The sequence below is a fragment of the Ruegeria sp. S263 genome, assembly GCF_056780525.1.
This window is the reverse complement of record NZ_JBQUVJ010000003.1, coordinates 70,162-93,324: the sequence shown is the minus strand read 5'-3', so window position 1 is coordinate 93,324 and position 23,163 is coordinate 70,162. Positions and strand designations below refer to the sequence as shown.

Sequence of the window (23,163 nt, the reverse complement as noted above, 5' to 3'; positions counted from 1 at the left end):
TAGCTAACCCCTGCCCGTCGGTTAAGCGCAAATCACACCTGCGCTTCGCGTTCCATCTGTTCCAGCATTTTCTTGGCGCGCTTGCATTGCAATTGATCGCGCAGCGGGCTGTTTGGGTCGACGTCTTTCTGGCAAACCACGCATTTATCAGCACCCGAGATTGCGTTCAGGCCGCCGCAGCTACCTTTGATGGTCTTCCCCATCAACATGACACCCAGTGACATGCCCACCATCACAAGGGCCAACAGGATAAATGCCAGAATAAAGGTGCTCATATCTGTTCCTGCTTTCAGTTGGTGCCCAAAGCGTCTTTGAACGCGGTGCTATGTACTGTGATATAGGCATCTTCGCCGCCTGTCACATCCCGCGAGATGAAATACACGGCAAGTTTATGCTTCTCGGCCAGTTCCATACCTTTTTCCTGACCCAGTGCCAGCATCGCCGTCGCCCACGCATCCGCCATCATCGCGTTTTCGGCCAGTACGGTCACCGATGTGGTACGATGCGTGATCGGCCGCCCTGTGGTCGGGTCGATGATATGCGAATAGCGCACACCGTCCTGTTCGAAGAAATTCTTGTAGTCGCCGGACGTCGCCATGCCCAGATCGTCCAATTGCACGATCAACTGCAGGTTCTGCGCCCCTGCTTCGGGTTTCTCGATCCCGATCCGCCAAGCCTCGCCCCTATCGTTTTCACCCATGGTGACCAGATCGCCGCCGATCTCGACCATGTAATCCTCAATCCCCGCATCCCGCAGGGTGCCTGCAACGGCATCAATCCCGTAACCTTTTGCTATGGCCGACAAATTGATCCCGACCCCGGCATCCGACTTGACCAAAGTCCCGGCCTCACGATCCAATGTCAAAAGACGCGCCTGCCCGACACTGTTCAATGCGGCCTGAATGTCTTCGTCCGTTGGAACAGGGTCTTCGGGTTTACGCGGTCCGAATCCCCAGAGTTCAATCAGAGGTCCAAGCGTTACATCGAATGTACCGCCAGATTTTTCGTGGACGTCATTGGCCGCCGCGATGACCAGGGCAAATTCATCTGAAACCTGCGTCGGCTCGGTGCTCTGCGACTTGGAAAACTTGGAAACTTCAGAATTTTCGTCCCAATTGGACATCTTGGTATTTACGTCTGCCAAGGTTTCCTCAACCGCTACGGCAAGGGCTTCTTCGTCGACATCGTCGCCAATTGCTGTGATGTTGAAGGTCGTTCCCATCGTCTCGCCAGACAAACGCACGACGTCCGGCTCTTTGTCGAACAAACAGCCGGATACGAGTGTCGCAACAGCCAGAATAGGCAAAAGACGCATGCGGGAATCTCCTGTGGAAAAGCGTGATCGGCGTATGCCAGTGGCCTTTGCCAGAGTCAAACCAGCCTTACATTTTCAAGGGCATGAACCCCAGCACAAGCAGGCCAATTCCTGCCGGAACTCCAAACAGCCAAGCCTTCTTTTGCCAACCCGGGGCCTGCTTTTTCCATGTCATGCGGAAATTGTGGCCGCATACGACCACAACGAAGAAGATCAATGCGGCAACAGGGGGGGTCAGGTAAAGGTCAGACAAAAGGTCGAATATCCTGTGTGTTAGGCGGTTTTTCACGCTTGGGGCAATTGAACCTTATACAGGTCGCAAAGCTGCGCTAAGGTAAACTACAAAAGAAGAGGAGATTTCCCATGGCACCAAGCTCTTATCAGCCCCCAACGCGCGGCGACAAGGCCGAAACCGCGACGCGTAGCCAGTCCGTGGAATCCAACCTTTCCCATTCCCAGACTACAGTTGCGAAATTGATGGAAGGCAAAGGCGACGCGGTTTTTGCAGTGCGGCCGAACGATACGATCCACTCGGTTGTAAACATCCTCAAGGAAAAGCGGATCGGGGCTGTCGTTGTGACCGATCAGAACGGGAAACTGCACGGTATTCTGTCCGAGCGCGACATCGTGCGCCGGATGGCAGACACCCCCGGTCAGACACTTCCGCAATCGGTCGAAGACCTGATGACCCGCGAGGTCAAAACCTGCGCGCCAGAAGATTTGTTGAACGATGTACTGAAAACCATGACCGAAGGCAGATTCCGCCACATGCCAGTTCTGAGTGATGGAAATCTGCGCGGTGTCATTACCATTGGCGACGTTGTCCATTTTCGCTTGAAAGAGCTGGAATACGAAGCGTTGCGCATGAAGCAAATGATCGTGGGCTGAGAAACCCCTTGACCTTGGGCCAGTGACAGTATCCCTGATGCGAAAAAGTCTGCGATAGGTTCGAGGGTTGCATGAAACGGGTTCTGGTCACCGGTACGGCGGGTTTCATCGGTTTCCATCTGGCAAAGCTGCTGTTGTCCGAAGGGTTTCGGGTGCACGGCTATGACGGGATGACCGATTACTACGACGTGACACTCAAACAGCGACGCCACCAGATGCTGTTGCAGACGCCGGGTTTCTCGGCCACCGAGGATTTGCTGGAAAACCACGACCGTCTTGTGCAGGTCGCGGACGAGTTTCAGCCGGAAATCATCGTGCACCTCGCCGCTCAAGCCGGGGTGCGCTACAGTCTCGAGGATCCGCGAAGCTATATCAACTCGAATGTTGTGGGCACGTTCAACGTCATGGAGGTGGCGCGCGAACACAAAGTCGAACACCTGTTGATGGCGTCGACGTCGTCTGTCTATGGCGCGAACGAAGAGATGCCCTTTACCGAGGTTGAAAAGGCCGACACGCCGTTGACGATCTATGCCGCCACCAAGAAGGCAAACGAGGCGATGGGTCATTCCTACGCGCATCTATGGAACCTACCGACGACCATGTTCCGGTTTTTCACGGTATATGGTTCTTGGGGGCGTCCGGATCTGGCTTTGTACAAATTCGTGGACGCGATTTTGGACGACCGCCCCATCGACATTTACAACCACGGTGACATGTATCGTGACTTTACCTATGTAGACGATCTGGTGCGGGGTATTCGGCTGTTGATCGACGTGCCGCCTGTGCGGCCGGATAGTGCCGACGATATCGCCGAGGGCGACAGCCTGTCCCCCGCCGCGCCGTGGCGTGTGGTCAATATCGGCAATGGCGACAAGGTGCGGCTGATGGATTTTATCGTAGCCATCGAAGAAGCCGTCGGAAAGAAAGCCATCCGCAACTACATGCCCATGCAAATGGGGGATGTGCCAGCAACGTGGGCGAACAACGATCTGTTGCAGGAATTGACGGGCTATCGGCCACAAACAGATTTCAAGGACGGGATTGCACGCTTTGTCGAATGGTTCCGCGACTATCATGAAAAATGACGCATATGTTTGAAACCGATCCAAACTCTGCGCAGAATTGCCGTGATCGGACTGGGCTATGTTGGCCTGCCTCTGGCCGTGGCGTTCGGGAAGATAGCTCCGGTGGTTGGGTTTGATATTAACCCCGACCGAATAGACGCGTTGCGTGCCGGGCACGATTCCACGCAAGAGGTTGAACCCGATGACCTAAAAGCCGCAACTGGCCTGACGTTCACCTCTGATCCGTCAGAGATTGCGGCCTGCGATACCTATATCGTCACCGTCCCCACACCGATCACCGCTGGCAAGCAGCCTGATCTGACGCCTTTGCTGCGCGCGTCGGAAACCGTTGGCCACGTGTTGAAACCCGGTGATCTGGTGATCTATGAATCCACGGTATACCCCGGAGCCACCGAGGAAGACTGCGTACCGGTTCTTGAGCGCGTGTCCGGTCTGACCTTCAATCGTGATTTTTTTGCCGGTTACAGCCCCGAGCGGATCAACCCCGGCGACAAGGCGCACCGGATCGCGGACATCTGCAAGGTTACATCCGGCTCGACCTCCAAGGTGGCCGATCTGGTGGACGCGCTTTACGCTCGCATCATTTCGGCAGGCACCCATAAGGCTGAAAGCATTCGCGTGGCCGAGGCTGCCAAGGTGATCGAGAACACGCAGCGCGACCTGAACATCGCGCTGGTCAACGAACTGGCGATGATCTTTGGCCGGATGGATATCGACACGGAAGCGGTTCTGCGCGCAGCGGGAACCAAGTGGAACTTTCTACCTTTCCGCCCCGGTTTGGTTGGCGGGCATTGTATCGGCGTTGACCCCTATTATCTGACTCACAAGGCCGAGGCCGTGGGCCATCACCCGCAGATCATTCTGGCTGGGCGACGGTTGAATGACAGCATGGGCGGCTATGTGGTCTCGCAACTGGTCAAACGGATGATGCGCGACGGGATCAATGTTGCCGCTGCCCGTGTGCTGGTGATGGGGCTGACTTTCAAGGAAAACTGCCCCGATCTGCGCAATACCCGCGTTGTCGATATCATTCACGAACTGCAGGACTATGGCGTCACGGTCGATGTCTATGATCCCCACGCCGATCCTGCCGCCGCGCAGGCTGAATACGGAATTTCATTGATCAAGCAGCCGGAAACTGGGGGTTACGACGGCATCGTTCTGGCCGTTGCACATCGGGAATTTCTGACGCTCGAACCCGCTAAGATACGCGCCCTTGGCAAGGATCAAAGCGTGTTGTTCGACGTCAAATCCTGCCTGCCGCCCGAGGCCAGCGACCTGCGGCTGTAAAAAAACCGGCGCTCGGAAGCGCCGGTTTTTCTGTCTTATCCGCCGAAATCGTCCAGCATGATGTCTTCGCGATCCACACCCAGATCCAGCAGCATGTTGATGACCGACTGGTTCATGATCGGCGGGCCACACATGTAGAACTCGCAATCCTCGGGCGCGGGGTGGTTTTTGAGATATTCATCGAACAGCACGTTGTGGATGAAGCCGGTATAGCCTTTCCAATCGTCCTCGGGCTGCGCGTCCGACAGGGCGACGTGCCAATCGAAATTGTCGAACTCTGCGGCCAGTTGGTCGAAATCCTCGACAAAGAACATCTCTTTTTTCGACCGCGCGCCATACCAGAAGCTGATCTTGCGGTCGCGGTTTTCCAGACGCTTGAGTTGATCGAAGATGTGGCTGCGCATGGGGGCCATGCCTGCACCACCGCCGATAAAGACCATCTCTTTCTGTGTGTCGCGGGCGAAAAACTCGCCAAACGGACCCGAGATCGTGACCTTGTCGCCCGGTTTCAGGTTGAAGATGTACGATGACATCTGACCCGGCGGGATACCATCCGAACCCGGAGGCGGCGAAGCCACGCGGACGTTCAGCATGATCATGCCCTTTTCGTCCGGGTAGTTGGCCATCGAATAGGCGCGCTCGATCGGTTCGGCCACGACGGATTCGTATTGCCAAAGATTGAACTTGTCCCAATCCTCGCGGTATTCCTCTTCCACGTCGAAATCGGTGTATTTCAACGCATGCGCGGGGGCTTCGATCTGGATGTAACCACCTGCGCGGAAGTTCACATCTTCACCCTCGGGCAGGTCCAGTGTCAGTGCCTTGATGAAGGTCGCCACGTTTTCATTCGAGCGAACGGTGCATTCCCATTTCTTGACGCCAAAGACCTCTTCTGGGACTTCGATATCCATGTCCTGCTTGACCGCAACCTGACAGGACAGGCGGTCGCCACAGGCGGCCTCGCGCTTGGTGATATGGCTTTCTTCGGTCGGCAGGATCGAACCGCCGCCCGAATGCACCCGCACCCGGCACTGCGCACAGGTACCGCCGCCGCCGCAGGCGGAGGGTACGAACAATTTCTCGGCCGCAAGGGTTTGCAGAAGTTTGCCACCGGCGGGGACCGAGATGGTTTTCTCACCGTTGATGGTGATGTTCACGTCCCCGGTCGACACCAGTTTAGAGCGCGCGGCCAGAATGATTGTCACCAGCGCGATGACGATTACGGTGAAAAGGGCTACGCCTAAGCTAAAAGTTTCCATTGCGCCCTCCTTACAGTTTCACGCCCGAGAAGGACATGAAGGCCATCGCCATCAGACCTGCGGTGATGAAGGTGATCCCCAGACCCTGAAGGCCGTCGGGAATGTCCGAGTATTTCAGCTTTTCGCGCACGCCCGCCATCGCGGTGATCGCCAGCGCCCAGCCAAAGCCGGAGGACAGACCATAGGTCGCCGCCTCGGCAAAGTTATAGTCGCGCTCCACCATGAACAGCGAACCACCCAGGATCGCGCAGTTCACCGTGATCAAGGGCAGGAAGATCCCCAGCGCGTTGTAAAGCGGCGGGAAATACTTGTCCAAAACCATCTCAAGGATCTGAACCATCGCCGCAATCACGCCAATATATGAGATCAGGCCAAGGAAGGTCAGGTCCACATCCGGGAAGCCTGCCCAGGCCAGCGCGCCCGGTTTCAGCAGATAGTTCAGCAGCAGGTTGTTGGCGGGCACGGTGATGGCCTGCACCACCATAACCGAGATGCCCAGACCCAGCGCGGTCGAGATCTTCTTGGACACGGCGATGAAGGTACACATCCCCAGAAAGAAGCTGAGCGCGAGGTTTTCGACAAAAATGGCCTTTACAGCCAGTGAGATCAGACCTTCCATCAGTGGGCCTCTACCTGCTGAATTTTGTATTCACGCTCTTCCACCTGGTTCGGCTTCCATGTGCGGAAGGCCCAGATGATCAGACCGATGATGAAGAACGCTGACGGCGGCAGCAGCAGCATGCCGTTGGGCACGTACCAGCCACCGTTGTTCACGGTCTCCAGAATGGTGATGCCAAACAGAGACCCGGCGCCAAAAAGTTCACGAATGAAACCGACCAGCAGCAGGATCAGGCCATAGCCCATACCGTTGCCCATACCGTCAATGAACGACGCGACGGGCGGGTTCTTCATCGCAAATGCCTCGGCCCGGCCCATCACGATACAGTTGGTGATGATCAGACCCACGAAAACCGACAGTGTTTTCGAAATTTCGAACGCATAGGCTTTCAGCACCTGATCCACCAGGATCACCAGCGAGGCGATGATCACCATCTGCACGATGATACGGATCGAGCCGGGGATCTGGTTGCGCAGGCACGAGATGAAGAAGGACGAGAACGAGGTCACGAACGTCACCGCCAGCGCCATCACGAAGGATACCTGCAGCGACGAGGTCACCGCCAGCGCCGAACAGATGCCCAGCACCTGCAGCGTAATCGGGTTGTTGTCGACAAGCGGGTCGACCAGCATCTCTTTTTTGGTCTGAGACATCAGATTTCTCCTGCTTGCAGTTTGGCCAGGAACGGAGCGTAGCCCGCATCCCCCATCCAGAACCTTACAAGGTTATCAACACCCACCGAGGTCAGCGTTGCCCCTGCCAGTGCATCCACATAAAAATCAGGGCCAGCGGCAGGCTGCGACTTCGCGACGGTAATCTGAAGCTCACCCGCATCATCGCGCAGCTTCTTGCCGTTCCACAGCGCCCTCCAGCGCGGGTTATCTACCTCGGCCCCAAGGCCCGGCGTTTCACCATGCTGATAGAACTGTAGGCCGAAGATATCGTTGCCGTTATTCTCCAACGCGATAAAGCCAAAAAGTGTGGACCAAAGGCCATATCCATGCAGCGGCAGGATCACCTTGTCCAGTTCACCGGAATCGTCCCGCAACAGGTAAATCACGCGGTATTTGGATTGGCGTCCGATGCCTGCGGGGTCATTGTCCAGCGCGATGCTGAGGTCAGGATCACTGGCCGCAGCGATGTCATCGAACGTGGTGGCATCGAACTGATCGTCCACGAACTGACCGGTCGACAGTTCAAGCACATGTGGTTCAAACGCGGCAAATGCCTCGGAAACGTCGACGCCCGGCTCATAGACGCCTGCGACCTGCAGCACGTTGACCTGCTTGTCTTTCAGCGCGTTCGCTTCCTGCACAGGACGCAGGCTGACTGCCGCCGCAGACACAACCATTGAGGCCACCAGACATACGGCAACCGCGACAAAGATCGTTTTGCCAACTGAATCAGGCGAGGCCGCAAGGAACTTGGCAATCGCGCCTTTCGGTTCTGGGGATTGCGTATCAGACATGGCGACGCGCCCTCCGTTTGATGTTTGCCTGAACGACGAAATAGTCGATCAGCGGTGCAAAGACGTTGCCGAACAAGATGGCCAGCATCATGCCCTCGGGGAAAGCCGGATTGATCACGCGGATCATCACAACCATGACACCGATCAAGGCGCCATAGATGTAACGGCCCATATTGGTGTGGCTGGCGGAAACGGGTTCTGTAACCATGAAGGCCAGACCAAAGGCGTACCCGCCCAGAACGATGTGCCAGTACCAGGGCATCGCGAACATGGGGTTGGTGTCCGACCCGATCAGGTTCAGCAGCAGGGTAAAGCCGATCGTGCCCGCCAGGCAGCCGAGGATCAGGCGATAATTGGCAATCCTTGTCATCAACAGGAAGGCCAAACCAATCATACACGCCAGCGTCGATGTCTCACCAAAGCTGCCTTGAATTGTTCCGAAGAACGCATTGGCCCAGGTAATCCCATCAGCCGCCAGCGCCTGAACGCCTTCGGCTGCGGTGATACCCAGCGCGGTCGCCCCGGAAAAACCGTCGACCGGGGTCCAGACTGAATCCCCCGACATTTGCGCAGGATAGGCGAAATACAGGAACGCCCGCCCCACCAGTGCGGGGTTGAGGAAGTTCTTACCGGTGCCGCCAAACACTTCCTTGCCGATGACAACGCCGAAGATGATGCCCAAAGCCACCTGCCACAGCGGTGTCGATGCGGGCAGGATCAGCGTGTAGAGCATCGATGTGACAAGGAAGCCCTCGTTAACCTCATGCCCGCGCACGGTGGCAAAGATGACCTCGAAAATACCGCCCGCGACCAGTGTCGTGATGTAGATCGGCAAGAAATAAAGCAACCCGTGCAACACATTGGCAAACAGGCTGGACGGATCCAACGAAATGCCGAACATCTGCAGCAAAGCAATACGCCAGCCGGTCGCGGCATCCGGCCCCAGCGTGGCAATGGCCGAGTTTGCCTGATAGCCCGTGTTCCACATCCCCCACAGGATACAGGGGATAGTGGCGATCACGACATAGGTCATGATCCGCTTCATATCCACGTAGGACCGTGCGTGTGGGGCAACGGTGGTGACGGTTTTCGGTGTGTAGATGAAGCTTTCGACCATCTCGTAGACGGGGAAATACTTCTCGTACTTGCCGCCCTTGGTAAAGTTCGGCTCGATCCGATCGAAGAAGCTGCGCAAACCCATGTGGATCAGCCCTCCTTTTCAATCTTGGTCAGGCAGTCGCGCAGCGCCAGCCCATATTCATATTTTGCTGGGCAGGCAAAACCGACCAGGCCCAGATCTTCTTCGTCAAGTTCCAGCGCCCCAAGCGCTTGGGCCGTATCCGTATCCATGACCAACAGCGCCCGCAGCAACTGTGTCGGCAGATAATCCTGCGGCATCAGTTCTTCGAACGTGCCCGTTGGAACCATTGCACGGCGGCCGCCATTCAGATTGGACGTAAATGCAAACAGCTTTTTGGCAAAGGCAGAACCCAGAACCGGTTGAACGGCGTATTTTGACGGCATTGGGCGTATCCAACCCATCGGAATCTGGTCAGGGTCTTCGCGGATGATCGAAATCTGGCGCGCAAAACGGCCAAGATACGCGGTGGGGCCGTCTGCTAGTTTTCCCGAGAGGATCGAGCCCGAAATAATCCGCGCGGTGCCGTCAATTTCGATCTCGTCCCGGGTCAGGTCATCTGTCGACGCGCCCATGACCGTTCGGATCAAGCGTGGGTGGCGTGCACCGGGGCCCGACAGGGCAATCACAACATTCGGGTCCAGATGTCCTGTCTGCATCAGCCGGCCAATCGCGATTACATCCTGATATCCGATCGTCCAAACCTGCTTTTCGCCGGCCAGAGGTTCCAGAAAGTGGATATGAGTCCCAGCCAGACCAGCCGGATGCGGGCCGGAAAATGCTGCCGCTTCGACATCCGCAAGATCAGACCCCGGCAGCGAATCCCCTTCCTGTTGACACAGATACGTTTTGCCATCCGTCAGAAGCGATACCGCCTTCAGCCCCTCGACAAATGCCTCGCCCGCGTCGTTTATGATGACGGCCGCGTCACCGGAAAGGGGCTCACTGTCCATTGCGGTGACAAAGATCGCCGCAGGCTTAGAGCCCGGTGCAGGCATTTTCGAATAGGGGCGCGTGCGGAAAGCTGTCCAAAGACCAGAGGTGCACAGCTTGGCAATAACACCTTCGGCGCTGTCCGAGTTACCCGTCGCCGAGAAATCCAAACCCACATCGTTTGGGTCTGACACCTCGATCACGACGCTCTGCAAAACACGACGCGCGCCACGGTTGACCGCGACGACCTTCCCGGTCAGAGGCGCAACCATCATCGCTTCGGGCATGTCCTTGTGGCAGAACAGCGGCGTCCCCCGTTGTACCTCATCGCCTTCCTGAACCAGCATCCGTGGTTTCAGGCCAAGATAGTCACCACCCAGAACCCCAACGGTCGAAAATTCCGGACCGGGTTGAATTGTCTGCTCCGGGGCGCCCTGCACCGGCAATTCCAACCCCTTTTTCAGTTTGAAAGTTTGCATGTCGCTACGGTCTTCCAAGCCTTGTTGCTGCACCACTCCGTTTTGGCACTCACATAGTGGCACAAAACGCTGTGAACGTGGGAGCCTTGGAGCAAAAAAAAGCGCGCGGCGCTCAGTCCTGATCTATGGCTTCCTTTCGATCACGGACCCTTTACGCGCGGATGCTGACAAACGCAAACCCGTTACGGCTAAAATCGGCATCGGAATTTCACTTTCGGAAGAACAGCCTTATTTTAAGCCTTCTTAAATTGCGTATCGCGCCCGGAATGCTTCCGGTGTAAGCACCCAGAATGGAACACGCTGACACACTAGAGATTTTTTTGGTGGCCACGCCCGGCCTTGAAGCACCGCTTCGTGCCGAAGCGCAACAGAAGGGATTCGCCGATGTCACCGCCGTTCCTGGCGGGGTGATTTGCCGAGGGACATGGTCCGAGGTGTGGCGTGCGAACCTGTGTCTTCGTGGCGCAAACAAGGTTCTGGTCAGGTTGGGTAGCTTTCCTGCTGTGCATTTGGCCCAACTTGACAAACGGGCGCGTAAATTTCCCTGGTCTCAGTTTCTGCGCCCCGATGTTCCTGTCCGGGTTGAGGCAACCAGCCGCAAGTCCCGAATTTATCACGCCGGTGCCGCGCGCCAGAGGATCGAGCGTGCGATTACCGAAACTTTTGGCGTTCAGGTGTCACCTGAAGCCAGTTTGCGCATATTGTTGCGTATCGAAAAAGATATCTGCACGTTTTCTGTAGACACATCCGGAGACCCTCTGCACAAGCGCGGTCATAAACCTACGGTCGCAAAGGCACCAATGCGCGAGACAATGGCCTCTATGTTGCTGCGCGAATGTGGGTTCGACGGAACTGAGCCGGTACTTGACCCAATGTGCGGATCGGGAACCTTTGTGATCGAAGCGGCGGAAATTGCTTTGAACCTGAACCCGGGTCGATCGCGCTCATTCGCGTTCGAAAGTCTCAAGACTTTTGATCCCGCCATCTGGGCCGACATGCGGGCCCAACATGCGCCCTCAGAAGCAGATGTCATGTTTTTCGGCTCGGACCGAAACGCAGGAGCCGTCGACGCTTCGACTTCTAACGCCGAATGTGCAGGCGTCGCCAGTGTAACCAGATTTCAAACGAGATCTGTCAGCGACATCAAACCCCCGACGGACCAAGCTGGGCTCGTAATCATCAACCCCCCTTATGGTGCAAGGATTGGTGATGAAAAACGTCTGCGTTCCGTCTATGGGACGCTGGGCAAGGTCCTGACCTCAAAGTTCGTCGGCTGGAGAGTCGGATTGGTCACAAGTAATGCCTCGTTGGCGCGCTCGACTCGTCTACCCTTTTTACCTGCGGGACCGGTGGTGGATCACGGCGGCACCAAAATCCGGCTTTATCAAACAAAGCCCTTGGCCTGACATGGAGCAAACTACTGTGTTCAAGTCGTCCTCAGCCATTTCGGTGCGCGACGCACAAAATCCCCCTTGCGCATCCAAATCGCCGGGTATAGACCCCCCGCCACGGTCGGAGTGTAGCTCAGCCTGGTAGAGCACTGTCTTCGGGAGGCAGGGGTCGGAGGTTCGAATCCTCTCACTCCGACCAATAAAATCAATTGCCTGTATTGATTTAGCGCCTTCCCAAAGCATCGAGTTTTCCTAACATTTTTGGGAATCCCTATTCCCTCACCCGCTCATTTTGTCGGTAAGGTTTGCATCTAAAAAACTCTGCGGTCGGTTTGAATTGGTCGGAGGGTCTGTGCAGGCGGCGATTGCGGCCCGTTTTATTGGATCGTTTGACCTACAGCTCACTCAACCAGTTCGTAGTGCTTGATTAACCTGCTTTCGACCAACTCGGCTTCGGCTGGATCAATATGCGGAGAGCTATAGTCTTCGCCAACAAACTTCTTAAGCGAGGCCAAATCTTTCCAGACCATCACGAAACTGAATTCTCTTGGGCTTTCGCTGTGCGGAGCACCCGGTAAAACCTGAACAATCCCTGCAGTTTCTTTCATCATTGGAATTGCGATTTTGTGGAAGAATTCCGTAAATTCGTCTTCCTTACCTTCTTTTATCTGGACTTGAAAAATGCGCATTATCATGCCGTTTCCTCCCTCAGAGAATTACTGGCCAGCATAAATGCGTCGGATAAAATAATACCATCAGAGCCTGTGAATGTCCTGACTGCGCGTATCCCTTTGTCACCCCATCGCTTCCAAGGATTATAGAGTGCCGAGTGTAGTCCGTATTCCCTTGGCGCATTTCATCACCGTAACCCATTGTGATTGATAAAGATAATCCAATTCAAGACACGCCAGTGATCAACGTAAGGTTTGCCCTTGGACCTTGGCAAGAAAGGCTCAAGGCGCGACATCTGCTCGTCTCATAATCAAAAAAACATCAGGCATGTTCACCGCTCGTTTTGAACGCGATGAATCACTCAGCCAAACGGAATTCAATGGGTCCTGAGCCCAAGGCGTTCGTGGCCCAAATTATCTTCAGTAAAACCTTCGGGGCTGGCTTGGAAGAAGGTTCAGGCCAGCTTCAACAGCGGGGTCAAAGCATCCACTCAACGGGCAGCCACCTTACGACCGCCGTTAGGGCGCGTTGGAAGCCGCTGGTTTCCGGGTCCGCGGTGTAAACGGTGACCGTCCCGTCTTGTTCTTCTTGCAGCCAGACAATCTCATCGTCTTCATTCAACTCAACGCGATACGAAAAATCGGTGTTAGCCAATTTCTCGGCCAGTGATTCAGCGATCGCCGCGCTTTCGATCATGAGCCCCATTTCAGTGTTCAATCGCGCGGATCTGGGATCGAGGTTGTATGAACCAATAAAGACACGTTTGCCATCCGATCCAAATACCTTTGCATGTAATCCTGATGCCGACCCCGCCAGCATTTCTGGCAGGCTTCGTTCGCGATGTTCCTGCCGTAAAGCCCGAAGCTCCAAAAGTTCTACGCCGCTATTCAGCAAATCTTCCCTGTAGCGCATATAGGCCGCATGAACCGGCATAACGTCGGTCGCGTCCAATGAGTTGGTCAAGACACGGACTTTAACCCCAGACCTGGCTAGTCCTTCCAAAACTTCGGCACCGCGTTTGCCGGGAATGAAATATGCTGAAACAAGGTCCAGTGAGGTTTGAGAGTCGTTGGCGAATGCTATCAGTTGCTCGACGATCAGATTTTCACTGTCTGCTTGGCCCAACCCTTTGGCTGGGTCGTCCACGAAAAGGGTAACTTCGCTCCACTCGACCTTCAGATCACGCGCAGCCATCCGGTCCGCAAGTTCATTGTCTTGGATCGCTTTTTGATAGCCTGCACCAACAGCGGTTTTTCGTGCGGCATCCGCCTTGGATTGCAGGCTTTTTCCCGCGGTGGGCTCCAGAAACAAGGCCGCGTCATAGGATGATGAGCTGTTCCAATACGCGTCGAATGACTGCGACACCTCATCGACAATTGGGCCAATGGCGATCGTATCTACATCCAGATAGTGCGTGCCAGCCCCATAATCGAAATAGATGTCACCGATATTGCGGCCTCCGACTATCGTGGCGACCCCATCCACAGTCATTGATTTGTTATGCATCCGACGGTTCAAGCGACTGAAGTCGAATGCATAAGACAGAAGTTTGGGGTTTCTCAGCGTAAAGGGATTAAAAATGCGCACATGCGCGTTGGGCAGAGCATCCAGTTCAGCAAGCAAGCCATCCAACCCCGAGATGCCGTTATCATCGACCAGCAATCTGACCCGCACGCCACGCTCGGCTGCGGCCCTAAGCTCATCAAGAAGCATCAGACCAGTAACATCGTCCTGCCAAATGTAGTACTGAGCGTCGATAGAAGACGTCGCTTGCCTTGCGAATATAGCCCTGGCCGCAAAGGCGGCGCGTCCATTGCCCAAAGGCCGCACCCCGTCAAGGCCGGGGTTTCGTTCGATCGCTTGTTTAATAGTGGCGCCTAAAGGTCCGTCCCAGTCGGGATCTTGTTTGAGAGTTTGCTCAGAATAGTTTTTCTCAGGAAGTGGAAATGCCAGCTTTAGCCCGACCACGGCGATTGTGATCACCACCACTACAGTCAACAAAATCCTGATCAGCCGCATTCAGGGCTCCGTGTTCAGTACATCAGATAGGCCTTGTTCGTTAACATGATCTATCGACGGCTCATTTATCAAGAGGTTAGACTTGGGCGTCGCGCGATCGAACTCAGACTCCGTGCGACGAACCGGGTATCTGGGCAGTTAAATCGCGGGAATGGCTTTCCCTCAGCGCCAACTTCTAAATGTTGATATTATCCGTCAGTCGGCGCGTTCTCTCGGAAAAACTCCCAAGCGTCGACTTCTTCACCTGATGGAAGAATACAAATCCCGGTCTTTCCACCATTAGCACCATCGCGGATTTCATAGGTCCCGCCGCTTTCTTCACAGAACACAGCCGATGGGTTTGGGACTTTCACAAGGTCGTTGTTTGGCTTCATGCTGGCTTCCTTTACAATCGGGTATTTTTGGCCTTCGAAAACCGTTCCCCATATTCCGATCTTGGACAAGTCTGCAGTCTGGACCTCATACGGGTTTTGCTCAAGCACAACAAAATCTGCCTTCTTGCCTGCGCGGATCGAACCGATCTCGTCCTCCATTCGCATGAACCACGCGGCATCAATGGTGATTGCGCGCAGGGCCTGATCTATGTCCAGTCGTTCTGACCCGGCATTGTTATTGCCGTTGATCGACACGCGTTCCATCGCATTTTGTGCCAGCGTTAGCGGGCTGAGAGGTGCCATTGGGCTATCGGAATGTAACCCGATTACCAACCCCTCGTCCGCAGCACTACCCAAGGGAACCATAAAGCGCGCCACATCTGCCCCCAACCACACATCCGCGTACACGTCAGCAAGGATGTATTGGTAGTAAGGGTTGGCCGACACCACCATACCCAGCGCCTTCATCTGCCGCAACTGGTCCCGCGTGGCATAAGCAAAATGTTCAAGCGTCGTGCGGTGGTCAAAACGCGGTTTTTCCTCCTGCAGGTCGCGTACGATCTCGATCAGTAGGCTTGCGGACCCGTCGCCGTTGGTGTGGGCGTGCAACTGGAACCCTTCGTTCCAAAAGAACCGGGCCCATTCCAAAATATCCTCAGGCTCGTTCATCCACTGGCCTTGATGCCCGTCCTTGTAGCCTGGGAACCCGTATTGCGAGAGGCCGCTGTAGATCGCACCATCCATCATCAGCTTGAAGTGGTTGTCGAACTTGACCCTGTCGGTGTTTCCCTTCTCCCACTCGCGGATTTCGGCCAGAGCCTCTTGGGGTGAGCAGCCTCAACTGACTGGTCCAAGTTGATTGTTAGTGCATCATCGGCCTGTGATCCATCGGGATGATGGTTTCGGGCGCTGGCGGGCGGTAACCCAGAGCACTGTGGGGTCGTTTTGTGTTGTAGTGTTTTCTCCATTGTTCGATCAGGATTTGTGCTTCGCGCAAGCTGTAGAAGATCTCTCCGTTGAGTAGCTCATCCCTGAACCGGCCATTGAAGCTTTCACAATATCCGTTCTCCCATGGGCTGCCGGGTTCGATGTAAGCCGTCTTGGCGCCGACGGCAGCAATCCAGTCTCGGACAGCCTGGGCGACAAATTCCGGCCCATTGTCAGAACGTATGAAACTCGGCACGCCGCGAAGTATGAACAGATCCGTCAGAACGTCGATTACATCGGTCGAGTTCAGTTTCCGCTCGACCCTGATTGCCAAGCATTCCCTACTGTATTCATCAAGGATGTTCAGCGTTCGGAAGGCTTTTCCATCATCGGTTCGGCAATGGACGAAGTCATACGACCAAACATGGTTGCGAAACTCTGGCCGTAGCCGAACACACGACCCATCGTTCAGCCAGAGCCGTCCTTTCTTCGGTTGTTTCACTGGCACTTTCAGCCCCTCCCGTCGCCAAAGCCGTTCAATCCGCCCATCACTGACAGACCAGCCAGCCTCTCTCAGCAGTGCAGCGATCCTGCGATAGCCATATCGACCGTATTGACGGGTCAGCTCGATCATGTCGGCCACCAATCGGTCTTCGTCTGCGCGACCTTCTGGGACACGCCGTTGCGTGGACCGGTGTTGTCCAAGCACGCGGCAGGCGCGTCTCTCGGAAACGTTCAGATGGCTACGAACATGATCGATGCAGGCACGACGACGAGCGGGGCTCAGTAGTTTCCCTTTGCGGCTTCCGTCAGGATCAGTTTGTCCAGCGTCAGATCTGAAACCGCGCGTCTCAGTCGCTCGTTCTCTTTCTGAAGCCGCTTGAGTTCTTTCAACTGATCTACACCCATTCCACCGTACTTCTTTCTCCAGCGGTAATAGGTTTGTTCAACAACGCCGATCTGCCTGATCGCATCAAGACGGGACATGCCTTGCCCCATCAGAACTTCAACCTGCCGTAACTTCGAGACAATCTCTTCGGGCTTTGGTCTCTTGTTTGCCATTCGTGGTCCTCCGTTTCCTAAACATAACGGTGGACCAGTTCAGTGGGGGAGGCTCATTCCCGCAGACTTTATGCCAGTAGGCCGTCTTGTTGCCCTGCAGATTTTACCCAAAGCCGAGCGCATACGCGAGGATACCGCCATCACCGGAACATGGCGGGATACAAACTACAAGCTGCTGAAGATGAGCTGCTCTGAAAGCTATCGCGATCACAATGACGACCGGAAATACAGAACCCTGTTCGCCGGAATCGTGCTTGAGATCGACTGCCCGGTCGACATGCCACGCACTGTGTTCGTCAAGGATTTTGGCGAGACCCTGAATAAGCTTTATTCCTGGGCGTCCCGTAATACCTTGCCAACCCATCGCTGGGATTTGGGTCTGGAAGATGCCGAACAGGTTTTTGAGGTCTACACTGACGACCCGGCCCAACTTGGTCAGTATCTTAAACCTCAATTCGCTTACACCTTGACGGACATTGCAGGACGGTTTCAGGGGGGGGAAGGATTACTGCGCTGCGGCCTTTTCTGGCAGGCGGTTCTATCTGGCACTCAGCTTGCCGCATAGCTTTTTGGGGTTTGATGTCGCCGGCGCCCCCCTGAGCGAAGCTAATGACAGCATCCACCGCGCTTTACGCGATCTGATGACGCCAAGGCAGATCATTGACGCCCTGCACGCCTGAGGGGTGTGGCGTTGGCTTCGCCTGTGCTTTCAGGCAAACGCAATATCGGCTGAGCCGAATGGACTGAAATCAGCATGGAATTTACTTCCCGGAGGGCATTTGGCCGGGCTCAACGCCCTGTCCGCATTGCGAAGCTCTGCGCCCACCCTGACCTATCACACTCGCCATCTCGCCTTGATAATCCAGCGTGTGATTTTCCAGTGACCGCCCGCGGTCAAGGTCGCAAGCTTCAATTCAAAGCCTCCCAAACCTCGCTGATCACATCAGCAGCCATCAACACATCATTCCGCGTCGTATCGAATTGCCCCACCTGAAAGCGGATGATTTTGCGGCCGTCGAACATGCCCTGCGTCAGATAAATCCGACCATCGTCATTCACCGCATCCACCAGACGTTGTTGCATCACGTCGTCACCCGGGCAGCGGAACGAAAACAGGCTCAGGATGGGTCCCGTCGTGATCTCGAACCCGTCCATTGCACCGATTGTGTTGGCAAGCTCATTTGCCCAAACAACATGGTTGCGAATTCGCTCGCGCAGGCCATCCAAACCGTAAGAGCGCAGCAGGAACCAGATTTTCAACGCCCTGAACCTGCGGCCCAGCGGAATGGTCCATTCGGAATAGTTCGTGACCTCGGCCCCTGTGGTCTTCAGGTATTCAGGTTCGATTTTCAAAGTGTTGAGTTGCGGTGTTGCGTCCCTCAGAAACTGGATCGCGCAATCGAACTGGGCGCCAAGCCACTTATGTGGGTTAAAGACAACACTGTCATAGCGATCCGCTCCGGCCCACAACGCCTGACGGAACTCGGGGCAGATCATGGCGGACCCGGCCCAGGCAGCGTCAAGATGGGTGTATAGGTCATGCTTCTGCGCGATATCCGCAACGGCCATCAGATCATCGCAGGCCCCTACACCCGTACCCCCGGTGATCGCGATGATCCCGGCCGGAACGTGCCCGGCGACTAAGTCGCTTTGGATCGCCGCCTCAAGCGCGTTGGGATCAATCGCGTAAGTTGACCCCAGCGTCGGCAATTTGACCAGATTGTCTTGCCCGATCCCGGCAACCCAGCAGGCCCGGTCAATGGACGAATGCACCTGATCCGAGCAGTAAATCCGCAACGCGCCTTTAGTATTCAACCCTTCACGGTTGCCGGTAAACCCGGTGGCGCGCTCTCGCATGGTCAACACCGCCGACAAAGTGGCCGAAGACGCACTGTCCTGAATGACGCCTGTCATGCCAACAGGCAGTCCAAGCGCCTGGCGCAACCAATCGACCATCACGGTTTCCACCTCGGTCGCGGCGGGCGAGGTTTGCCACAACATGCATTGGGCTGCGATTGTGGTCACCAACATCTCGGCCAACATCGAGGGTGGCGCGGCGTTGGCTGGAAAATAGGCAAAGAAACGCGGGTGCTGCCAATGGGTCATTCCCGGCATGACGATCCGTTCAAAATCGGCCATGATGGTTTCCATCGCCTGCCCCGAGTCTGGCGGCGACGCGTCAATCTGGACGGCAATATCCCCCGGGTTTGTTTGCGCCCGGACTGGGCGATCCGACAGGGTTTGGTGATAATCGGCAGCCCATTTCGAAATGTGCTGCCCCCAATGCGAAAATTCATCCCAGTTCATCAATTCGCCCTTGTGTCGCCCGCTGATCAACTGGACATGACCTCTGCGGCAGTCGTTGTATTTGTAGCTGAAAGACTTCGGCCTAGACCTATAAGCCTATATTGGCCTGACCCGTTCCGGAACTGCCAAAATGGGGCGTTTAGATATCAATTGCGCCCTTGCAGCTGCCCAACCCACGGGCACCAACAAAAGCGCCGTATCGTTCATCGCGCATTCGCCGGCGCATTTCTTGGCTTAATCGGGAAGAACCCGAGACCGAGCCAGTGCACTTTCCGAAGCTGTTCTGGCACAGTTGCCACCTGGCCCAAATAAACAGCGCGTGCATTTGGTTGATTTCAAGCAGGTCAAAGTGGCTGTTTCTTATGCAAAGCAAGGAAACAGGTCCGTGTTCTGAAGGCGTTTAACACATCAGTGGTAGACCAGAGCACCTCCGCCTGCCTCTAATGTTCTAATAAACTGTCGGACCATTCAGGTGAAGGCAAGGGCAGGTGAAAGGCTGATTGGCAACCCTGTGTCATTCGACCAGCATGAGCAAAACAACGGTTTTGTTTAACGCATTGACTGACATCTGCTACTGATTGTGGCGTGAATTTTAGAATCAATGGAGAAGTTTACACCACTTCCTCCTCCATCGGTTAGCCCAGTTTCTGCGGGTTCTTGTGACTAGTGTGAAGGTAAATCGGTTTGAAACTCATAGTTCAAATTCCCTGCTACAACGAGGCAGAGACCCTGCCGGCGGTCCTTGCCGATATCCCAAAGGAAATTCCCGGCGTAGACAGCATTGAAGTTCAGGTTATCGACGACGGGTCCACCGACGGAACATCAGAGATTGCGCGCGAAAACGGGGCGACATATGTGCTGCGAAACCGCGGCAACAAGGGCCTTGCCCGAAGCTTTCAGGTTGGAATTGATCACGCGCTGCAGGCCGGGGCGGATATCATCGTCAACACCGACGGAGATAACCAGTATTCCGGTTTGTCCATTCCCGATCTCGTGGCGCCGATATTGCGCAAGGAAGCGGACATTGTTGTCGGCGATCGCAAACCCGGCGAGAACGCTGAATTTTCCACATTGAAGCGCCTGTTGCAGCGGTTCGGAACGTCGGTCGTGCGGCGGCTTGCCGGGATTGACGTCACTGACGCAGTATCTGGATTTCGCGCATACACCCGTGAAGCTGCCCTGACGATCAACGTCATGACCAAGTTCAGCTATACCACCGAAACCCTGATCCACGCAGGGCAGACAAACCTGAAAATAGCGTCCGTTCCCGTCAACGTGAATCCCGTCGAGCGCCCCTCGCGCTTGTTCACGTCGATGGGTGGATTTCTGCGAAAGCAGGCGACAACAATCCTTCGCAGCTATACGATGTATCGACCTCTCAGCGCCTTTTTGACAATCGGCCTGGTGATGTTGATCATCGGAACAATCCCGGTTCTGCGGTTTCTGTTCTACTATTTCGCCGGTGACGGAGAGGGCCGCGTACAGTCCTTGATCCTGGGCGGCGTTTTTATTCTGGCCGGCTATATCACCATGATCATCGCGCTTCTCAGCGACGCGATTGCAACAAACCGGCGCCTTACGGAACAAGTCCTGAGCCGAATGCGGGAACTGGAACTGCGTATCGACACAAATAATCGTGGGAATGGATCGACGTGACGGATATGGGCGCGGCAAACGCCCCGTTTGCCGGGGGCAAACGTATTCTATGGCTGATTTCAGTTTTGGGGTCCGTCTATTTCGGTTTTCTTGTGATTTCTTCGTGGACCTTGTTCGACCTCAAACCTTTTGGCTGGCAGATATATGACGCTTATTATGCTGCGATTTTGGATGGTCGGTTTGACCTGCCCGCCCGCGTGCTTCGCTACGAAGGTCACTATACCGCAGACGGAACGGGCTATCTCTATCATGGCGTTGCGCCGCTTCTGACACGCTTTGCCTTTGGCTGGGCTTGGCCGTTCGAGACCTTCCCCATGAACGGCTTTTCGATCTGGTTTTGGGCCGTGGTCGGAACGCTGGGCTGGCAGCATGTTCTTGTGACCTTGGCCCGGACAGCAGGAGTTTCTGCGGATCGCCGCGTTTTGGTGCTGGCGCTTTGTGCCGCCTTGTGGGTCGCCGGGCCAGGCCCCGCCCTGGTCATCAACCTTTCGTTTTATCACGAACCGATTGCAGTGGCGTTTGCGATGTCTGGGCTGTTTGCTGCCGTTTGGACACGCGCGGCGCGCGGCGTGACACCAATGTCAGTGGCAGTCGTTTTGCTTGCCGTTTGCGCGATGGTCGCCGTGCACGCGCGGCCAAATGTGGCAATCGGGCTTTATGCCGGTGTCGTTTTGGCAATTGGACACGGTTTGTGGCGCGACCGTTCAGCCTTTCTCATCCCCGCGATCATCGCCATGGGGATTTTGGCCGCAGGCGGGTTCGGATATCTCGGGCTAAATGCTTTGCGGTTTGGGGATGCGTTGATCACCCATGGCAGCTATGAAGGCTCGCGCGTTGTATATGGCAACGTCTTTTGGGGAATAGAAACCAAGGACTCGATCCGCGCGGCAGCCTTCGAAGAGCATGGTCGTCTGAACCCATTACGCGTTGTTCCCAATGCAGCGTTTTACTTGTTCGACGTCCCTTCAGCATCTTTCCTGACCGGCCTGTCCGACTCGATTCTCGGTCTTTACCGGGCGGTAACGGAGCCGATTCTAGGCCATATCAGAGTTGGCGGCCCAAGAACCGGATTGGTTATGCTATGGCCGCTTTGGTGCCTTCTGGCGCTGTTCGGTATTCGCGCGGCTTGGCGCGACACACAAATGGCAGGGCTTGTGGTTGCGGTTGCGCTGTCGGCTATTGTGACATTGGCCTACGGCACGATCACCTTCCGATACCGCTTGGATCTTTGGCCAGTTATCGCAACACTGGCGCTGATGGGTGCTGTTTTCTGTATGCGACGCGAACCGGGCATAGCTGCAAAAGCCTGGATCGTTGGATTAGGTACGACGGCTTTTATTGTCGGAACTGCAACAACGACAGCGTCGGTGTATAAATATGCTTCTCCGCTCAGGGAAAGGCCGGGAGAATACTTTGAAAAGTGGTCCGAAGACGCCTGCCTGAAGCGCGCGGCCCAGATTGGTCTTACCGTCGAACAAGGTACGAAAACCTGCAGGTCGCATTCTTCGCTTGAGGACGCCGTATGACAAACGATCCACGCGCCACCCTTTCGAGGGCAGCAAAATCCGGCTACGTCGCAACGATGCGAGGCATCGCTTGGGGCCTGAACAAAACAAGCGTCACAGACTGGCTCTCGCGCCGGCATCATCGCGGCAGGGGGTATCATTGGGCGTCAAGCCTTATGGCAATCCATGACATAGATGGGCTGATCGCCCTGGACGTTCCCTGGTGGACCTATGATGCGATTGAAGTCGTCGACGCGTTCCTAAAAACAAGACCTGCCCGTGTATTTGAATACGGCGCGGGGGCCAGCACGATCTGGGCGGCGCGACGCTCGGCTTCTGTAACGAGCGTTGAGCATGATGCGGATTGGTACGCACGCGTTTTGGAACGGGTCCAGGGTCAGACCAATATCTGCCCGGTCGACCTGCGTTTAGCACCTCCTTCGAACGCAAAAGACGCCGCACTTTCGGACCCTATCTACCTGTCTCAGAAACAAGACATGCGCGGCCTAAACTTTACATCCTATGCATCGGAAATTGACAAGGCGAATGGCTCATACGACTTGATAATTATCGACGGTCGCGCACGCCAAGCTTGCTTGCGCCACGCTGCAAACCGGCTGTCACCGGGTGGAATGATTGTCTTCGACAACTCAAAGCGTGCCCGATATCGCGAGGCTATCAGTCAGTCCGGGCTTTCCGTCAATCGCTACCCCGGGCTTACCCCGTCGCTGCCCTATTCAGACGAGACGTCAATATTGACGGCTCATACCTGAGCC

Annotated in this window: 22 protein-coding genes, 1 tRNA gene and 1 pseudogene; 9 read left to right on the top strand and 15 right to left on the bottom strand. The window is 55.5% G+C overall.

From position 1 onward, the window contains the following. Window positions 1-32 precede the first annotated feature (32 nt). The 3 genes from nqrM to ACT2B1_RS19070 form a co-directional block, all read right to left on the bottom strand. Entirely contained in the window at window positions 33-275 is a 243-nt protein-coding gene (gene nqrM, locus ACT2B1_RS19080) for a (Na+)-NQR maturation NqrM (protein WP_170356551.1), read from the bottom strand. 14 nt (window positions 276-289) lie between these two features. Then, window positions 290-1,315 (bottom strand): FAD:protein FMN transferase, encoded by a 1,026-nt coding sequence (locus ACT2B1_RS19075; protein ID WP_481669164.1) that lies wholly within the window; start codon window positions 1,313-1,315, stop codon window positions 290-292. Window positions 1,316-1,382: 67 nt separating this feature from the next. Then, complete coding sequence (locus ACT2B1_RS19070; protein ID WP_171125653.1) at window positions 1,383-1,568, bottom strand: hypothetical protein; 186 nt, start codon at window positions 1,566-1,568, stop codon at window positions 1,383-1,385. A 110-nt stretch (window positions 1,569-1,678) separates the two neighbouring features. Between ACT2B1_RS19070 and ACT2B1_RS19065 the strand changes: the two genes are divergently transcribed. From ACT2B1_RS19065 to tviB, 3 genes are all read left to right on the top strand, one after another. After that, complete coding sequence (locus ACT2B1_RS19065; protein WP_171125651.1) at window positions 1,679-2,203, top strand: CBS domain-containing protein; 525 nt, start codon at window positions 1,679-1,681, stop codon at window positions 2,201-2,203. A 71-nt stretch (window positions 2,204-2,274) separates the two neighbouring features. Then, complete coding sequence (locus ACT2B1_RS19060) at window positions 2,275-3,288, top strand: NAD-dependent epimerase/dehydratase family protein (protein ID WP_481669163.1); 1,014 nt, start codon at window positions 2,275-2,277, stop codon at window positions 3,286-3,288. Window positions 3,289-3,297: 9 nt separating this feature from the next. Next, window positions 3,298-4,578: a Vi polysaccharide biosynthesis UDP-N-acetylglucosamine C-6 dehydrogenase TviB gene (tviB, locus tag ACT2B1_RS19055; protein ID WP_481669162.1), complete on the top strand. Its 1,281-nt coding sequence runs from the start codon at window positions 3,298-3,300 to the stop codon at window positions 4,576-4,578. A gap of 35 nt (window positions 4,579-4,613) precedes the next feature. On the opposite strand, the gene nqrF is transcribed toward tviB, so the two are convergent. From nqrF to ACT2B1_RS19025, 6 genes are read right to left on the bottom strand one after another with little or no spacing between them, the layout of a single operon-like run. Beyond that, on the bottom strand, window positions 4,614-5,837 hold the full coding sequence (nqrF, locus tag ACT2B1_RS19050; protein ID WP_171125645.1) for an NADH:ubiquinone reductase (Na(+)-transporting) subunit F: 1,224 nt from the start codon (window positions 5,835-5,837) through the stop codon (window positions 4,614-4,616). Window positions 5,838-5,847: 10 nt separating this feature from the next. Further along, the gene (gene nqrE, locus ACT2B1_RS19045) at window positions 5,848-6,456 is read right to left on the bottom strand and encodes an NADH:ubiquinone reductase (Na(+)-transporting) subunit E (RefSeq protein ID WP_050603817.1); all 609 of its coding nucleotides are present in this window, start codon (window positions 6,454-6,456) and stop codon (window positions 5,848-5,850) included. Beyond that, entirely contained in the window at window positions 6,456-7,109 is a 654-nt protein-coding gene (locus ACT2B1_RS19040; protein ID WP_171125643.1) for an NADH:ubiquinone reductase (Na(+)-transporting) subunit D, read from the bottom strand. Before ACT2B1_RS19040 ends, nqrE begins: the two co-directional genes overlap by 1 nt. Further along, entirely contained in the window at window positions 7,109-7,924 is an 816-nt protein-coding gene (locus ACT2B1_RS19035) for a Na(+)-translocating NADH-quinone reductase subunit C (RefSeq protein WP_171125641.1), read from the bottom strand. Before ACT2B1_RS19035 ends, ACT2B1_RS19040 begins: the two co-directional genes overlap by 1 nt. Continuing rightward, window positions 7,917-9,125, bottom strand: a complete 1,209-nt coding sequence (locus tag ACT2B1_RS19030) for an NADH:ubiquinone reductase (Na(+)-transporting) subunit B (protein ID WP_481669161.1) — start codon at window positions 9,123-9,125, stop codon at window positions 7,917-7,919. Before ACT2B1_RS19030 ends, ACT2B1_RS19035 begins: the two co-directional genes overlap by 8 nt. A gap of 5 nt (window positions 9,126-9,130) precedes the next feature. Then, the gene (locus ACT2B1_RS19025; protein WP_481669160.1) at window positions 9,131-10,474 is read right to left on the bottom strand and encodes a Na(+)-translocating NADH-quinone reductase subunit A; all 1,344 of its coding nucleotides are present in this window, start codon (window positions 10,472-10,474) and stop codon (window positions 9,131-9,133) included. 290 nt (window positions 10,475-10,764) lie between these two features. Here ACT2B1_RS19025 and ACT2B1_RS19020 point away from each other — a divergent pair, with 290 nt between their 5' ends. Together ACT2B1_RS19020 and ACT2B1_RS19015 are read left to right on the top strand one after the other, a co-directional pair. Next, complete coding sequence (locus tag ACT2B1_RS19020) at window positions 10,765-11,880, top strand: THUMP domain-containing class I SAM-dependent RNA methyltransferase (protein WP_171241311.1); 1,116 nt, start codon at window positions 10,765-10,767, stop codon at window positions 11,878-11,880. Window positions 11,881-11,987: 107 nt separating this feature from the next. After that, window positions 11,988-12,064, top strand: a tRNA-Pro gene (locus ACT2B1_RS19015). Window positions 12,065-12,266: 202 nt separating this feature from the next. Here the strand turns inward: ACT2B1_RS19015 and ACT2B1_RS19010 are convergent. The 5 genes and pseudogenes from ACT2B1_RS19010 to ACT2B1_RS18990 all read right to left on the bottom strand — a co-directional run bounded on the left by ACT2B1_RS19010 (window position 12,267) and on the right by ACT2B1_RS18990 (window position 16,919). Further along, window positions 12,267-12,560 (bottom strand): antibiotic biosynthesis monooxygenase family protein, encoded by a 294-nt coding sequence (locus ACT2B1_RS19010; protein ID WP_171125634.1) that lies wholly within the window; start codon window positions 12,558-12,560, stop codon window positions 12,267-12,269. An 83-nt stretch (window positions 12,561-12,643) separates the two neighbouring features. Next, window positions 12,644-12,832, bottom strand: a pseudogene (locus tag ACT2B1_RS19005) (transposase); the annotation flags it as partial. Between the two features lie 182 nt (window positions 12,833-13,014). Further along, window positions 13,015-14,556 carry a phospholipase D family protein gene (locus ACT2B1_RS19000; RefSeq protein ID WP_481669159.1) on the bottom strand — a complete coding sequence of 514 codons (1,542 nt, stop codon included), beginning with the start codon at window positions 14,554-14,556 and terminating at the stop codon, window positions 13,015-13,017. A gap of 188 nt (window positions 14,557-14,744) precedes the next feature. Beyond that, window positions 14,745-15,746: an amidohydrolase family protein gene (locus ACT2B1_RS18995; protein ID WP_481669254.1), complete on the bottom strand. Its 1,002-nt coding sequence runs from the start codon at window positions 15,744-15,746 to the stop codon at window positions 14,745-14,747. 46 nt (window positions 15,747-15,792) lie between these two features. Continuing rightward, a protein-coding gene (locus tag ACT2B1_RS18990) for an IS3 family transposase (RefSeq protein ID WP_480721046.1) occupies window positions 15,793-16,919 on the bottom strand; the annotation gives its coding sequence in 2 pieces (ribosomal slippage) (window positions 15,793-16,655 and window positions 16,655-16,919; 1,128 coding nt in all). A 70-nt stretch (window positions 16,920-16,989) separates the two neighbouring features. On the opposite strand from ACT2B1_RS18990, the gene ACT2B1_RS18985 reads away from it, so the two are divergent. Continuing rightward, window positions 16,990-17,484 carry a hypothetical protein gene (locus ACT2B1_RS18985; protein ID WP_481669158.1) on the top strand — a complete coding sequence of 165 codons (495 nt, stop codon included), beginning with the start codon at window positions 16,990-16,992 and terminating at the stop codon, window positions 17,482-17,484. A 344-nt stretch (window positions 17,485-17,828) separates the two neighbouring features. Here the strand turns inward: ACT2B1_RS18985 and ACT2B1_RS18980 are convergent, their stop codons facing one another. After that, window positions 17,829-19,226 carry a pyridoxal phosphate-dependent decarboxylase family protein gene (locus ACT2B1_RS18980; RefSeq protein ID WP_481669157.1) on the bottom strand — a complete coding sequence of 466 codons (1,398 nt, stop codon included), beginning with the start codon at window positions 19,224-19,226 and terminating at the stop codon, window positions 17,829-17,831. Window positions 19,227-19,910: 684 nt separating this feature from the next. Here ACT2B1_RS18980 and ACT2B1_RS18975 point away from each other — a divergent pair. The 3 genes from ACT2B1_RS18975 to ACT2B1_RS18965 are packed head-to-tail and all read left to right on the top strand — an operon-like array spanning window position 19,911 to window position 23,160. Then, window positions 19,911-20,882 carry a glycosyltransferase family 2 protein gene (locus ACT2B1_RS18975; protein ID WP_171125604.1) on the top strand — a complete coding sequence of 324 codons (972 nt, stop codon included), beginning with the start codon at window positions 19,911-19,913 and terminating at the stop codon, window positions 20,880-20,882. Next, window positions 20,879-22,408, top strand: a complete 1,530-nt coding sequence (locus ACT2B1_RS18970; protein WP_171241301.1) for a hypothetical protein — start codon at window positions 20,879-20,881, stop codon at window positions 22,406-22,408. The genes ACT2B1_RS18975 and ACT2B1_RS18970 overlap by 4 nt, the downstream gene beginning before the upstream one ends. Then, on the top strand, window positions 22,405-23,160 hold the full coding sequence (locus ACT2B1_RS18965) for a class I SAM-dependent methyltransferase (protein ID WP_171241300.1): 756 nt from the start codon (window positions 22,405-22,407) through the stop codon (window positions 23,158-23,160). The genes ACT2B1_RS18970 and ACT2B1_RS18965 overlap by 4 nt, the downstream gene beginning before the upstream one ends. The last annotated feature ends 3 nt before the right edge of the window (window positions 23,161-23,163 follow it).

Coding starts and splice junctions, on each gene's coding strand:
- nqrM (WP_170356551.1), bottom strand. CDS start 275: ATGAGCACCTTTATTCTGGCATTTATCCTGTTGGCCCTTGTGATGGTG.
- ACT2B1_RS19075 (WP_481669164.1), bottom strand. CDS start 1,315: ATGCGTCTTTTGCCTATTCTGGCTGTTGCGACACTCGTATCCGGCTGT.
- ACT2B1_RS19065 (WP_171125651.1), top strand. CDS start 1,679: ATGGCACCAAGCTCTTATCAGCCCCCAACGCGCGGCGACAAGGCCGAA.
- ACT2B1_RS19060 (WP_481669163.1), top strand. CDS start 2,275: ATGAAACGGGTTCTGGTCACCGGTACGGCGGGTTTCATCGGTTTCCAT.
- nqrF (WP_171125645.1), bottom strand. CDS start 5,837: ATGGAAACTTTTAGCTTAGGCGTAGCCCTTTTCACCGTAATCGTCATC.
- nqrE (WP_050603817.1), bottom strand. CDS start 6,456: ATGGAAGGTCTGATCTCACTGGCTGTAAAGGCCATTTTTGTCGAAAAC.
- ACT2B1_RS19040 (WP_171125643.1), bottom strand. CDS start 7,109: ATGTCTCAGACCAAAAAAGAGATGCTGGTCGACCCGCTTGTCGACAAC.
- ACT2B1_RS19035 (WP_171125641.1), bottom strand. CDS start 7,924: ATGTCTGATACGCAATCCCCAGAACCGAAAGGCGCGATTGCCAAGTTC.
- ACT2B1_RS19030 (WP_481669161.1), bottom strand. CDS start 9,125: ATGGGTTTGCGCAGCTTCTTCGATCGGATCGAGCCGAACTTTACCAAG.
- ACT2B1_RS19025 (WP_481669160.1), bottom strand. CDS start 10,474: ATGCAAACTTTCAAACTGAAAAAGGGGTTGGAATTGCCGGTGCAGGGC.
- ACT2B1_RS19020 (WP_171241311.1), top strand. CDS start 10,765: ATGGAACACGCTGACACACTAGAGATTTTTTTGGTGGCCACGCCCGGC.
- ACT2B1_RS19010 (WP_171125634.1), bottom strand. CDS start 12,560: ATGATAATGCGCATTTTTCAAGTCCAGATAAAAGAAGGTAAGGAAGAC.
- ACT2B1_RS19000 (WP_481669159.1), bottom strand. CDS start 14,556: ATGCGGCTGATCAGGATTTTGTTGACTGTAGTGGTGGTGATCACAATC.
- ACT2B1_RS18985 (WP_481669158.1), top strand. CDS start 16,990: ATGCCAGTAGGCCGTCTTGTTGCCCTGCAGATTTTACCCAAAGCCGAG.
- ACT2B1_RS18980 (WP_481669157.1), bottom strand. CDS start 19,226: ATGAACTGGGATGAATTTTCGCATTGGGGGCAGCACATTTCGAAATGG.
- ACT2B1_RS18965 (WP_171241300.1), top strand. CDS start 22,405: ATGACAAACGATCCACGCGCCACCCTTTCGAGGGCAGCAAAATCCGGC.